Annotated in this window: 18 protein-coding genes; 4 read left to right on the forward strand and 14 right to left on the reverse strand. The window is 28.7% G+C overall.

Features of this window, described 5'->3' with window-relative positions; genetic code table 11:
- Nucleotide 1: 1 nt before the first annotated feature.
- From ABXT39_RS06895 to hisB, 7 genes are read right to left on the reverse strand one after another with little or no spacing between them, the layout of a single operon-like run.
- Nucleotides 2-508: a GNAT family N-acetyltransferase gene (locus tag ABXT39_RS06895; protein WP_415294981.1), complete on the reverse strand. Its 507-nt coding sequence runs from the start codon at nucleotides 506-508 to the stop codon at nucleotides 2-4.
- Nucleotides 505-870 (reverse strand): HIT domain-containing protein, encoded by a 366-nt coding sequence (locus ABXT39_RS06900; RefSeq protein WP_415294982.1) that lies wholly within the window; start codon nucleotides 868-870, stop codon nucleotides 505-507. The genes ABXT39_RS06895 and ABXT39_RS06900 overlap by 4 nt, the downstream gene beginning before the upstream one ends.
- Nucleotides 870-1,175, reverse strand: a complete 306-nt coding sequence (gene hisE, locus ABXT39_RS06905) for a phosphoribosyl-ATP diphosphatase (protein ID WP_415294983.1) — start codon at nucleotides 1,173-1,175, stop codon at nucleotides 870-872. Before hisE ends, ABXT39_RS06900 begins: the two co-directional genes overlap by 1 nt.
- A 2-nt stretch (nucleotides 1,176-1,177) precedes the next feature.
- Nucleotides 1,178-1,933 (reverse strand): imidazole glycerol phosphate synthase subunit HisF, encoded by a 756-nt coding sequence (hisF, locus tag ABXT39_RS06910; RefSeq protein ID WP_415294984.1) that lies wholly within the window; start codon nucleotides 1,931-1,933, stop codon nucleotides 1,178-1,180.
- Nucleotides 1,926-2,645, reverse strand: a complete 720-nt coding sequence (gene hisA / locus ABXT39_RS06915) for a 1-(5-phosphoribosyl)-5-[(5-phosphoribosylamino)methylideneamino]imidazole-4-carboxamide isomerase (protein ID WP_415294985.1) — start codon at nucleotides 2,643-2,645, stop codon at nucleotides 1,926-1,928. The genes hisF and hisA overlap by 8 nt, the downstream gene beginning before the upstream one ends.
- A gap of 2 nt (nucleotides 2,646-2,647) precedes the next feature.
- The gene (hisH, locus tag ABXT39_RS06920; RefSeq protein ID WP_415294986.1) at nucleotides 2,648-3,274 is read right to left on the reverse strand and encodes an imidazole glycerol phosphate synthase subunit HisH; all 627 of its coding nucleotides are present in this window, start codon (nucleotides 3,272-3,274) and stop codon (nucleotides 2,648-2,650) included.
- A gap of 5 nt (nucleotides 3,275-3,279) precedes the next feature.
- Entirely contained in the window at nucleotides 3,280-3,870 is a 591-nt protein-coding gene (hisB, locus tag ABXT39_RS06925; protein WP_415294987.1) for an imidazoleglycerol-phosphate dehydratase HisB, read from the reverse strand.
- A gap of 91 nt (nucleotides 3,871-3,961) precedes the next feature.
- Between hisB and hslV the strand changes: the two genes are divergently transcribed.
- The gene (gene hslV, locus ABXT39_RS06930) at nucleotides 3,962-4,477 is read left to right on the forward strand and encodes an ATP-dependent protease subunit HslV (RefSeq protein WP_011281633.1); all 516 of its coding nucleotides are present in this window, start codon (nucleotides 3,962-3,964) and stop codon (nucleotides 4,475-4,477) included.
- Entirely contained in the window at nucleotides 4,477-5,844 is a 1,368-nt protein-coding gene (hslU, locus tag ABXT39_RS06935; protein WP_415294988.1) for an ATP-dependent protease ATPase subunit HslU, read from the forward strand. Before hslV ends, hslU begins: the two co-directional genes overlap by 1 nt.
- Here hslU and ABXT39_RS06940 read toward each other — a convergent pair.
- Together ABXT39_RS06940 and ABXT39_RS06945 are read right to left on the reverse strand one after the other, a co-directional pair.
- Nucleotides 5,834-6,355: a Smr/MutS family protein gene (locus ABXT39_RS06940; RefSeq protein WP_415294989.1), complete on the reverse strand. Its 522-nt coding sequence runs from the start codon at nucleotides 6,353-6,355 to the stop codon at nucleotides 5,834-5,836. The two genes, hslU and ABXT39_RS06940, sit on opposite strands and share 11 nt — an antisense overlap.
- Nucleotides 6,356-6,949: a Tim44/TimA family putative adaptor protein gene (locus tag ABXT39_RS06945; RefSeq protein ID WP_415294990.1), complete on the reverse strand. Its 594-nt coding sequence runs from the start codon at nucleotides 6,947-6,949 to the stop codon at nucleotides 6,356-6,358.
- 58 nt (nucleotides 6,950-7,007) lie between these two features.
- Here ABXT39_RS06945 and ABXT39_RS06950 point away from each other — a divergent pair, with 58 nt between their 5' ends.
- Nucleotides 7,008-7,430 (forward strand): FxsA family protein, encoded by a 423-nt coding sequence (locus ABXT39_RS06950; protein WP_415294991.1) that lies wholly within the window; start codon nucleotides 7,008-7,010, stop codon nucleotides 7,428-7,430.
- Nucleotides 7,414-7,836: a protein-export chaperone SecB gene (locus tag ABXT39_RS06955; RefSeq protein ID WP_415294992.1), complete on the forward strand. Its 423-nt coding sequence runs from the start codon at nucleotides 7,414-7,416 to the stop codon at nucleotides 7,834-7,836. The genes ABXT39_RS06950 and ABXT39_RS06955 overlap by 17 nt, the downstream gene beginning before the upstream one ends.
- Here the strand turns inward: ABXT39_RS06955 and dnaQ are convergent.
- From dnaQ to ABXT39_RS06980, 5 genes are read right to left on the reverse strand one after another with little or no spacing between them, the layout of a single operon-like run.
- Nucleotides 7,829-8,500 carry a DNA polymerase III subunit epsilon gene (gene dnaQ, locus ABXT39_RS06960; protein ID WP_415294993.1) on the reverse strand — a complete coding sequence of 224 codons (672 nt, stop codon included), beginning with the start codon at nucleotides 8,498-8,500 and terminating at the stop codon, nucleotides 7,829-7,831. The two genes, ABXT39_RS06955 and dnaQ, sit on opposite strands and share 8 nt — an antisense overlap.
- 1 nt (nucleotide 8,501) lies before the next feature.
- Complete coding sequence (gene coaE, locus ABXT39_RS06965) at nucleotides 8,502-9,071, reverse strand: dephospho-CoA kinase (RefSeq protein WP_415294994.1); 570 nt, start codon at nucleotides 9,069-9,071, stop codon at nucleotides 8,502-8,504.
- On the reverse strand, nucleotides 9,068-9,865 hold the full coding sequence (aroE, locus tag ABXT39_RS06970) for a shikimate dehydrogenase (protein ID WP_415294995.1): 798 nt from the start codon (nucleotides 9,863-9,865) through the stop codon (nucleotides 9,068-9,070). The genes coaE and aroE overlap by 4 nt, the downstream gene beginning before the upstream one ends.
- On the reverse strand, nucleotides 9,862-10,449 hold the full coding sequence (locus ABXT39_RS06975; RefSeq protein ID WP_415294996.1) for a Maf family protein: 588 nt from the start codon (nucleotides 10,447-10,449) through the stop codon (nucleotides 9,862-9,864). The genes aroE and ABXT39_RS06975 overlap by 4 nt, the downstream gene beginning before the upstream one ends.
- Nucleotides 10,442-11,266 (reverse strand): pyruvate, water dikinase regulatory protein, encoded by an 825-nt coding sequence (locus ABXT39_RS06980; RefSeq protein ID WP_415294997.1) that lies wholly within the window; start codon nucleotides 11,264-11,266, stop codon nucleotides 10,442-10,444. The genes ABXT39_RS06975 and ABXT39_RS06980 overlap by 8 nt, the downstream gene beginning before the upstream one ends.
- Between the last annotated feature and the right edge of the window lie 117 nt (nucleotides 11,267-11,383).

Raw genomic sequence — 11,383 nt, forward strand, 5'->3', positions numbered from 1 at the left:
ATTATTTAACTATTAGTACTTCTTCATTAAATACTTTCATACCTCTTGAAAGATAATTTTTCAAAGCATTTTTATGATCTAATGAGCAGGTATGAACCCATATCCTTGATGAACCAAAAGAAAAAGAATATTTAATTGCTTCACTCAATAAATAACCACCTAATTTTCTTCCAAAATAATCTTCCAAAATACCAAAATATGCAATTTCTGACTCTTTTGTATCTTTATCAAATAATAGCTCAAAGTAGCCAGCCATTTCACCTTTATTTTTAAGAATGTAAGTAAAAAGTTTTTTATTAGAAACATACCTACTCCAATCCAAGTCTGTCCAAACAAGCCTATCGATCCATCTGTAGTTTTTACCAATGTTCTTATAAAAAAATTTATTTAATTGGAAATCTTTTGGATCATTTAATTCTACAGAATAATTATCTGATGGTTTTATTACTTCTTTAAAATCTTCATGAGACTTTAGCTCTAAATAGTTTCTAAAAATTTTTTCTGTCACTCAACCATTTTTCCAACTTTTTCTCCTCCAAATAAATGGAAGTGTAAATGTGGAACCTCTTGACCGCCATTTTCACTCAAATTTGTTAAAGCTCTATAACCTTTACCTATATCCGTTGATATACCTAATATTTTCGAAACTTGAGTAATAGCTTTGCTTAACGCGACTATCTCTTGATCTGAGGCTCTATTATTAAAATCATCTAAATCGATATATTCACCTTTTGGAATGACCAATGCATGCATTTTTTTTTGAGGATTAATATCGTGAAAAGAAAGAACATGGTCATTTTCAAATATTTTTTTACAAGAAATTTCTTTTCTCAAAATTTTTGCAAAAATATTATTTTTGTCGTAACTCATTATCTATTGTTCTTTTCTTCAATACCTGATTGTTTTTTTCTGTCTTCCAACTCTTTCAGGACATCTTCAAACTTAATATCAGCTACCTCAAGTGTAACTAATATATGATAAATTGTATCTGCTGCTTCATGAACTATGTTAGATTTATCATTTAAGGCCTCTTTAAGTTCATCAAATTCTTCTTCCATTTTATCTATACATTTAGACAGGCCGCCTGATAATAATGATGACGTGTAAGATTTATCTTTATTCTTATTTTTTCTGTCTCTAATTGTATTTACTAAATTTAATAGATTTTCTGACATGTCTAAATCCTAACGGGAATTCCTTTTGAATTCAAATATTGTTTGGCTTCATTAACGGAGTATGTTCCATAATGAAAAATTGAGGCTGCAAGTACAGCGCTAGCATTGCCAAGTCTTATTCCATCAACTAGGTGATCCAAGTTACCTACTCCACCCGAAGCAATCACCGGTATATTAACTGTTGAAGATATTTTAAACATTAAGTCATTGTCATAGCCAATTTGAGTGCCGTCTCTATCCATAGAGGTAACTAGTAATTCCCCTGCTCCACTATCTTCCATTTTTTTTGCAAATTCTATTGCGTCTAAGTTTGTATTATTTCTCCCACCATGAGTAAAAACCTTCCATTTATTGCCATTTTTTTTTGCATCTATTGCAACAACAATGCATTGTGATCCAAATTTTTTTGAACTTTCAATTATCATTTCAGGATTTTGAACTGCTGCAGTATTAATTGAAACTTTATCTGCTCCACAACTTAATAATTTATTAATATCTTCAACTCCTCTAACCCCACCACCAACCGTTAAAGGTACAAAACATTTCTTAGATGTTCTTTCAACCACATCATAAATTGTTTCTCTATTTTCATTGGAAGCTGTAATATCTAAAAAACAAATCTCATCAGCACCACCATCACTATAGATTTTAGCTTGCTCAACTGGGTCACCAGCATCTTTTAAATCTACAAAATTAATTCCTTTAACGACTCTACCATTTTTAACATCTAGACATGGAATAATTCTATTTTTAAGCATCTATTTCTTTTGCTAGTTCGTCTAATTTAATATCACCATCGTATATAGCCTTACCAACTATTATTCCTTCAATATTTTTTAAACCTTTTGCTTTTTTAATGTCATCAATTGAAGATACCCCTCCTGAAATAATTACTGGGCAATTAGATACATTTGCAACATTAATTGTTTCTTTAAAATTAGGACTTTGTTTGGTGCCATCTCTGTTTATGTCTGTATAAATTAATCTGCTAGCACCATAATCATTTACTTCTTTTAAAAAATCTAAAGTCAATTGATTAGAGTTTTCCTTCCATCCTGAAACAGACAAGTATCCATCTTTAGCATCTAGACCTAAGGCAATTTTATTTGGAAATTTTTGACATGCCTCTTTTAAAAAATTCTTATCTTTTATAGCTGCACTTCCTAAGATAACTTTCTCAACTCCTACATCTACATATTTTTGAATACTATCAATACTTCTAACGCCGCCTCCTACTTCAATTTTTAAATCAAATTTATGAACAATTTCTTTAATAATATCCAGATTAAATGTCTCTCCAATTAGGGCACCATCTAGATCAACAATATGTAAATTTTTAAAACCATGATCTTTGTATTTACCAGCTTGATCAATCGGTGATATTTCATATTCAGTTTTATTATTAAAGTCCCCTTTAATTAGTCTCACACATTTTTTATCTTTAATATCTATAGCTGGAAATATTTTCATATTTATAAATTCAAAAAATTCTCTATAATTTTAAGTCCTAATTTATCACTCTTTTCAGGGTGAAATTGAGTTCCAAAAATATTTTCTTTTTCAACAGAACAAACAATATTTGATGAATAGTCTGTCGTTGCTGAAATTACACTTTTATCATCTGGAATAAATTCGTAGCTGTGTACAAAATACATGTGTGATTTATTTTTTATATCCTTAAAAATCTTGCTTTCTTTAATAATACTAATTTCGTTCCAACCAATGTGTGGAAGTTTGAATTTATTATTTTGATTATCAATCTTTGAAACTTTTCCTGAAATCCAACCAAGTCCTTTTGTTTCAGTTTCTTCATAACCAAGATCTGCAAACATCTGTAAACCAACACAAATTCCAAGAAGAGGTTTTTTATTAATTATTGCAAACTCATTGAGTGTCTCTACTAAGCCATTTATGCTATTTAATGCATCAACGCAGCTCTTAAACGATCCCTGCCCTGGTAAAACTACTTTATCACTTGATTTAATCTTATTTAAATCCGAAGTCACTTCGATATTAACTTTGTCTTTAGCAACTTCTTTAAAAGAATTTATTACAGAGCTGATATTTCCTGAATTATAATCAACAATTGTGACATTCATTAAACTTATAATGAGCCTTTAGTTGATGGAATGCTCTTCTTATTTCTGGGGTCTATTTCTAAAGCTGTTCTTAATGATCTTGCTAGAGCCTTAAAACAAGACTCGATTATATGATGACTATTATCTCCATAAATATTCTCCATGTGCAGAGTTATTCCTGCTGATTGAGAAAATGCTTGAAACCATTCTTTAAAAAGCTCCGTGTCCATCTCTCCAAGTCTTTCCACTTTTAATTTAACTTTCCATATTAAATAAGGTCTATTCGAAACATCAATTGCAACTCTTGTTAATGTTTCATCCATGGGAATCATTGCATGAGCGTATCTTTTAATTCCTTTAAAATCTTTCAGTGCTTTTTTTAAAGCCTCACCTATAGCAATTCCAGTGTCTTCCGTTGTATGGTGAAGATCTATATGGGTATCTCCTTTTGCTTTAACTTTTAAATCAATCAGTGAATGCTTTGATAGTTGTTCAAGCATGTGATCTAAAAAACCTATTCCGGTATCAATTTTATAATGACCTTTGCCGTCAATATTAACTTCAACACTGATACTAGTTTCTTTTGTTTTTCTGGAAACTTTTCCAATTCTGCTCATAATATATAATATGTATATAGGGATTAATTAACTATATCAATATTTGCAATCTACTACTTGAAGAATAAAAATTAATATCCATTTATAACCTATGACTACAATAGTGCTTATTAGAAAAAACAATGAAGTGGTGGTTGCAGGAGATGGCCAAGTTAGTATGGGCAATACTGTTATAAAAAGCACTGCTGCAAAAGTTAGAAAAATTGAAAAAAGAAATGTAATAGCTGGATTTGCTGGATCTACTGCAGATGCATTAACTTTGTTTGAAAGACTAGAAGCAAAACTTGAAAAGCATGCTGGTAACCTTCCAAGAGCAGCTGTCGAGTTAGCAAAAGACTGGAGAACTGACAAATATTTAAGAAGACTAGAAGCTTTAATGGCTATTGGTGATAAAGAAAATAGCTTTATAATTTCAGGAACTGGTGATGTGTTAGAGCCAGAAGGTGATGCTATAGGTATAGGATCAGGTGGAAATTATGCTTTGGCTGCTGCTAAAGTTTTATTAGATACAGATTTGAGTGCTGAAGAAGTTGCAAGAAAAGCAATTCAAGTTGCATCTGAAATTTGTGTATTCACTAATAATAATATTAAAATTGAAAAAATTTAATGAAAGATACAAACGTTACTCCTTTTCCAAAAGAAAAAGCTGAAAAGAAAGACAACTCTTTAGTTAGTTCTTTGTCACCAAGAGAAATAGTTTCTGAATTAGATAGATATGTTGTTGGACAAAATAAAGCTAAAAAAGCAGTTGCCATTGCTTTAAGAAATAGATGGAGAAGACAAGCTTTAAAAGGTGAAATGAAAGATGAAGTTTTACCTAAAAATATTTTAATGATCGGGCCAACAGGGGTTGGTAAAACAGAAATTTCTAGAAGATTATCAAAATTAGCAGAAGCTCCTTTTGTAAAGGTAGAGGCCACAAGATTTACTGAGGTTGGGTATGTTGGAAGAGATGTTGAGCAAATTATAAGAGATCTACTTGAAATTGCAATTGCAATGGAAAAAATAAAGAAAAGAAAAGAAGTTCATGCAAAGGCACAAAAGTTAGCAGAAGAAAAAGTTTTAGATGCTCTGGTTGGAAATAAAGCAAGTCTTGCTACAAGAGAAAGCTTTAGAAAAAGATTAAGGGATGGTGATTTAGATGATAATGAAATTGAAATAGCAGTAAACGATAGTGGCTCTCAGGCTGCATTTGAGATTCCTGGAATGCCTGGAGCAAATATTGGAATGATAAATATTGGAGAGATGATTGGAAAATCTGTTGGGAATAAACAGAAAAAGAAGAAAATGACCGTCAAAGAATCTCATGAAATTTTAATTAACGATGAAGCTGACAAATTAATAGAGGAAGATAAGATTATAAGATCAGCAAAAGATTCAACAGAAAACAATGGAATAGTTTTTTTAGATGAAATAGATAAAATTTCAGGGAGAACGGATAGATCTGGTGGAGATGTTTCTAGAGAAGGAGTACAAAGAGATCTACTTCCTCTAATTGAAGGAACAACAGTTAGCACAAAGTACGGTACAATTAAAACTGATCATATTTTATTTATTGCTTCTGGTGCTTTCCAACTAGCAAAACCTTCAGACTTACTTCCAGAGTTACAAGGTAGACTTCCAATAAGAGTTGAGCTAGAAGCTTTGACTAGTGATGATTTTAAAAGAATTCTTAAAGAACCAGATTATAGTTTAATTAAACAATATATTGCCCTTTTAAAAACAGAAAATGTTGAACTAGAGTTTTCTGATGACGGTATTGATGCGATTGCCAATATGGCTTCAGAAGTTAACAATACTGTAGAAAATATTGGCGCAAGAAGACTGCACACTATTATTGAAAGAATTTTAGATGATATTAGTTTTACAGCAACGGATAGAGCTGGTGAAAAAATTATAATAGATTCTGATTATGTAAAACAAAATCTAGATGAACTTGTTAAGGATACAGATTTATCTAAATTTATTCTTTAAATTTATTCTTATTTTTAAGATAGATATAAAAAGCTCCACTGCCACCATCTTCAATCTTAGCGTCTGTGGTTTCAATAATAAATTGTGTTAAGTTTTTATTGTTTTCAATAAATTCAGGAACTGAATATTTTAGTATACTCAAATCCCTTGAAAGGTAAGGATTTTCAACATTTTTAGACCTTAGTCCTTTGCCTGTAATCACGATTATTTTGGTAACACTTTCATCAAAACATTTTTGAATAAATTGTTCTATAGCCTTATTTGCTTCTTCAATAGTATAGCCATGAAGATCTATTTTTTTTATCTTCTCATATCTTATATTTTTTTTATGGACAGAATCTTTATTTAGAATTTTCTCTTTATTATTTAAAAAATTTTCCCAGTCATGCTTGTCTTTATCTGAATTTTTTATATCTTTTTTTTTTATAGAATTGTTATTAAGATTTTTTTTATTATTATTTAGGAAATTTTCCCAATCTTCTTTGTCTTTGTCTGTTATCTTCTTAATCAATTAAGTAATAGTATTAATTAATAACCAATTTGGATTTGATGATTTAATGTCTTTTGAGAAAACCCAAGTATCATAAACAGTTTTTATTTTTTCATTATCTCCTGACACAATCTTTTTATCTTTATCTTTTATACATGTTATAATTTCACTAACAAAATTCACTGTAACTTCTAAGCTGTCTTCAATTTTTTTATGAGTTTTAATTACAGCTGACTTAATCCCTATAAAGGTTATTTCAGCAAAATGACCTTTATTAGCTCTATCTTCAAGCGCCTCTTTAAACTGATCATAAATTTTTTTACCTAAAAGTGGTTTGCTTGCTATCAGCTTGTTATCACTATCACTAAAATCTGTAATAATTGTTTCATAAGCAATTTTTGCACCTTTTAAGAATTCTTTTTGAGACACTTCATCAAAATTTTCACTAACTGGCTTTGGAATTATGTTTGTTTTTTGAAATTCCTTTTCAAATTGTGGTGGAATTTTTCCTTCGAAACCAGTTTTTTTACCAAGTATTCCTCTCAGACGAAGAAAAATAAAACCAGCAATCATTGCTAAAAGAATAATATCTATGTATTCAAAACTATAACTCATATACTAATAATATTTACTATGTTGCTTAATTACAACTAGCAATTTAGTATAAAGACAAATGAACACATTTTTATTGTTACTTGTTGGTATACCGATTGTTGAAATTTATCTATTTATCAAAATGGGCTCTCAAATTGGCGCCTTTAACACCATTTTACTTATTTTTGTTACTGCCTTTTTTGGAGTAATTTATGCAAGGTATGAAGGTTTTAATACTTTAAGGACTGGAATGTCGCAAATTGTTAAAAATGAGCTACCAGTTTACGAAATAATATCAGGTGCTGCTTTAGCTTTTGCAGCATTGCTTTTGGTCTTACCGGGGTTTGCAACAGACTTTTTGGGGTTATTAATAATCTTTCCTCCAACAAGAAAATTGATTTTTAAAAAAGTTTCAAATAAACAAAAGACAAATAATAAAAATCAAGATTTTATTAATGGTGAGTTTGAAGATATAGAAGATAAAGATGACAGAAAACTTTAAAATATTAGCTGAATTTGTAAAAGATATTTCCAGCGAAACACCTGATGTTCAAAGTTATATATTTGTTAAAGAAAATATTTCAAAATATAATTTAAAAATAGATATTATTTCAAAAGCTTTAAAAGATAAAATGATTGAGGTTAACACAACAATGAAATTTGAAGACAAAGAGCTAAACGAAAAAAGATCTTATTTTGAAATAGTTTATGCCTCAATTATTAAGATTAATGATAATATAAAAGATAAACAAGATTTAGAAAAAATTGTATTGTGCGATGTTCAAAATAAAATTTATCCTAATTTAAAAAAGACATTTTTAGATTTGCTTCATAATTCTGGCTTTCCAGAAGTAAAACTTGATAAACAAATAGATTTTTCTAAACTTTACAAACAAAGATCTAATTAAAAAAATTTTTCTTTAAATTATTTTTTAAATAATTTTTGTGTAACTTAAGCTCTTCTTCTGTAGGCTTAATGATTTTTTTATAATATTGATTTGTGTTGTTTGAATTAATTATTGTTTCTAAATTTTCTTCATTCTCAAAACTTAGAGTGGGCTCTTTTTGATCTAAAAGATTAATATAAACTTTAGCTAATAAATCACAGTCAATAAGAGCAGTGTGCTGCGTCCGATTAGAGTTATCTACTCTATACCTTTTGCACAAAGCGTCGAGACTTACTGGGGAGCCAGGAAATTTGTCTCTGGCTAAAGCAAGAGTATCTACTGTATTTTCTATATTTAATTTTTTCATACCTAGCAACACTAATTCATGATTTAAGTGAGACAAGTCAAACTCAGCGTTGTGAATTACTAATCTTTTATTTTCTATAAAGTTTAAGAACTCATCCACAACTTCTGAAAATTTTTTCTGGGTAGATAAAAATTCATCAGTGTAGCCATGAACTTCAAGTGCTTTTTCAGAAACTTTTCTTTCAGGATTTAAGTAGCAATGGAACTTATTTTGAGTGGGAATTAAATTATCTATTTCAATACATCCAATTTCTACAATTCTATGTCCATCTCTAACTGATAGACCTGTAGTTTCTGTGTCTAGTATTACTTCTTTCATTTTATATAATTTCTTTTAATATTTTTTTTACACTTATTTTAGCAAAATTACTGGTAAAATTATTTTTAATAATATAGTCAGAGCTTTTTCTTTTATAACTAAGTGGTAACTGTATTTTTTTAAATTGATTGTATAAATTTAAATTAAAATTATCTCTCTTTTTAAGTTTTTTTATAATATCAGTTTTTTTCGATTGAATAAAAACTATAATATCACCTTTCTGATTTAATTTATTTTCTAAAAAAAGAGGAATATCTAAAACTACAATTTTTCTTTTATTATTTTTTTTCAAAAAAATAGATAATTTTTTTCTAATTTGTGGGTGGATAATTTTAGTAATTTTTTTCAGATTTATTTCACTATCCTTTATTGCATTTATAATTTGTATTTTTTTTGCTGGAAAAACAGAAAAATATTTAGGTAAATTTTTTTTTAATTTCTTAAAACAACTTTTGTTTGTTTTGTATATTTTTGCCACCTCTAAATCAGCATTAAAAACTGGATAACTAAAAAGGTTGGCTATATAACTTTTACCAGAACCTATATCACCTACTATTGCAATTCTAATCATGCATCTAAAAAGTTAATTGTTTCATTGTCTATTTCTGGAATAACTTTATGCCAAATGAAAAATGCTTTTTGAGCTTGGTAAATAAACATCATTTTACCATTTTTTGTTATTCCACCATGCTTTTTTGCAATTTTTAAAAAATTTGTTTCTGGTGGATTATAAATTACATCATAAAAAAATTTGTTTTTGCTAATTTGTTGATAATTAATATTAATTTCGTCTTCCTCTTTCAATCCAATGCTTGTTGCGTTAATGATTATATCAAAATCTAAAGTGTTTCCCCATTTAATTATTTCAATTTCTGGAAAGTTTTTCTTTAGCTCTATTGCTTTTAATTCTGTTCGGTTACTTAAACAAATTTTTCCGATTTGCATTTTTTTAAGGGCCATAATAATTGAAGGAACAACCCCACCCGCACCAAGTATTAGAGCTTTTTTATTTTTAATTTCTTGTCCTGTTTTTTCTAAGCTAAGTTTAAAACCTTCTATATCAGTATTATCACCTATAATTTTATCGTCTTTTTTATAAATCGTATTTACTGATTGGGAAATTTTTGCTTCTTCACTTAGCTCATCTAAAAAAGGTATGACCATTTTTTTAAATGGTACTGTTACATTTAATCCGTGAATTTTTTCTTCTCTAATATTAAAAATCAAATCTTCTATCTCACTATTATGTAAAAGCTTTTTTTCATAAACTGCGTTAATTCTATATTTTTTTATCCAATAATTATGTAATTTTGGTGATAGGCTATGATCGATTGGATTACCTATAACTAAAAAATTTTTTTTCATTCTATAATATTAAGATATTCTTTAATTTTTTTAACTGGAAGGCCCATGATTGTATCTTCATCCCCTTCTATTTTTGAAAATAAGCTTCTTCCTTCTCCTTCAATTTGATAAACATTATAAGCATAGAGATCATCATCAGAAATTTTTTTTAAATAATTCTCTAGCTCAAAAAAAGTCATATTTTTCATGGTTAATGTAGCTTTATCTGTATAATTCCATATCATAGATCCACCCCTTGAAATACAAACTGAACTTATCAGTTGATGAGTTTTTCCATTCATCTTTTTTAATATTTCTAGTGCTTCAGCCCTATCGTTTGGTTTTGATATTATTTCACCCTCTAAATCTATTACGCTATCTGCTCCAAGCACCATTTCCCCTGTGAATTTTTGGCTGATCTTGTTAGCTTTTAATTCCGCTAAATTTTTTGAAACATTTGTTGGAGATGCTTTTATTTTTAGAAGGCTTTCTTTAACGCTGTCCTCATCCACATTAGAGGGCTCTATTTTACACTGGATATTATTTTCTTCTAAAATTTTTCTTCGGACACCACTTTTTGATGCAAGTATAATTTCTTCAATCATTATTTTTATTTATTTCATATATCTTAATTATTGATGCTGCGGTTTCTTCTACTGATTTTCTTGTAACATCGATCATTGGCCATTTGTATTTGGTAAATGTTTTTTTAGCTTCGTTAATTTCCTTTTCTATTTTTCTTATATTTGTATAGTTAGTATTTTCTTTTTCTTTAAGAGCATTCATTCTATTTTTTCTAATATCAACTAGTCGCTGAGGTTCGGTCGTTAAGCCAACCACACAAGAAAGTTTTGGATTTTTTTTTAAGCTTTCTGGTATTGATTGCTCATTAACCAATGGAATATTTAAAGTTTTATAGCCTCTATTAGCAAGATAAATTGATGTTGGTGTTTTGCTTGTTCTGCTAACCCCTAATAATATCAAATCTGCCCTATCTATATCTTCAACAAGATTTCCATCATCATGGGCCATGGTAAATTGAATGGCTTCAATTCTTTCATAATATTCTTCATTTAAGGCATGTTGCCCGCTAGGAACGTGGGATGCTTTTTGGTTTAAGAGTTTAGAGAAGCTCGTTATTAAGTTTCCCAAAACACTAAAGCATGGAATTTTTTCTACTTCTCCTTTGTTTGCTAAAAACCTTGCAAGAGAAGTGTCAACAATTGTATATAAAATTATTGCATTATCATTTTTTTTTGCCTCTTCCATTATTTTATTAACTTGGTTTTCTGTTCTTGTAAAAAAGTAGGATTTTACATTATATTCTATATTCGTAAATTGAGCTTTAATTGCTAGAAAAACTCTATCCAATGTTTCACCGGTGGAGTCAGAAATAAGATATATTTGATATGTATTACTCATGAATAAAATGTTGATAATTAAGTATTATTTTTATCACTTTCTAAAATAATCGTGTTTGTTATTTTTCTCTGTAAAAACCTATTTTTATGAACATTAATAAACATGTTAAGTATTAAT

This window comes from Candidatus Pelagibacter sp. Uisw_113 (assembly GCF_047717815.1).
Lineage (GTDB): Bacteria > Pseudomonadota > Alphaproteobacteria > Pelagibacterales > Pelagibacteraceae > Pelagibacter.

Excerpts from the sequence above, each read along its gene's own strand:
- ABXT39_RS06900 (WP_415294982.1), bottom strand. The coding sequence starts at position 870 with ATGAGTTACGACAAAAATAATATTTTTGCAAAAATTTTGAGAAAAGAA.
- hisE (WP_415294983.1), bottom strand. The coding sequence starts at position 1,175 with ATGTCAGAAAATCTATTAAATTTAGTAAATACAATTAGAGACAGAAAA.
- hisF (WP_415294984.1), bottom strand. The coding sequence starts at position 1,933 with ATGCTTAAAAATAGAATTATTCCATGTCTAGATGTTAAAAATGGTAGA.
- hisA (WP_415294985.1), bottom strand. The coding sequence starts at position 2,645 with ATGAAAATATTTCCAGCTATAGATATTAAAGATAAAAAATGTGTGAGA.
- hisH (WP_415294986.1), bottom strand. The coding sequence starts at position 3,274 with ATGAATGTCACAATTGTTGATTATAATTCAGGAAATATCAGCTCTGTA.
- hisB (WP_415294987.1), bottom strand. The coding sequence starts at position 3,870 with ATGAGCAGAATTGGAAAAGTTTCCAGAAAAACAAAAGAAACTAGTATC.
- hslV (WP_011281633.1), top strand. The coding sequence starts at position 3,962 with ATGACTACAATAGTGCTTATTAGAAAAAACAATGAAGTGGTGGTTGCA.
- hslU (WP_415294988.1), top strand. The coding sequence starts at position 4,477 with ATGAAAGATACAAACGTTACTCCTTTTCCAAAAGAAAAAGCTGAAAAG.
- ABXT39_RS06945 (WP_415294990.1), bottom strand. The coding sequence starts at position 6,949 with ATGAGTTATAGTTTTGAATACATAGATATTATTCTTTTAGCAATGATT.
- ABXT39_RS06950 (WP_415294991.1), top strand. The coding sequence starts at position 7,008 with ATGAACACATTTTTATTGTTACTTGTTGGTATACCGATTGTTGAAATT.
- ABXT39_RS06955 (WP_415294992.1), top strand. The coding sequence starts at position 7,414 with ATGACAGAAAACTTTAAAATATTAGCTGAATTTGTAAAAGATATTTCC.
- dnaQ (WP_415294993.1), bottom strand. The coding sequence starts at position 8,500 with ATGAAAGAAGTAATACTAGACACAGAAACTACAGGTCTATCAGTTAGA.
- coaE (WP_415294994.1), bottom strand. The coding sequence starts at position 9,071 with ATGATTAGAATTGCAATAGTAGGTGATATAGGTTCTGGTAAAAGTTAT.
- aroE (WP_415294995.1), bottom strand. The coding sequence starts at position 9,865 with ATGAAAAAAAATTTTTTAGTTATAGGTAATCCAATCGATCATAGCCTA.
- ABXT39_RS06975 (WP_415294996.1), bottom strand. The coding sequence starts at position 10,449 with ATGATTGAAGAAATTATACTTGCATCAAAAAGTGGTGTCCGAAGAAAA.
- ABXT39_RS06980 (WP_415294997.1), bottom strand. The coding sequence starts at position 11,266 with ATGAGTAATACATATCAAATATATCTTATTTCTGACTCCACCGGTGAA.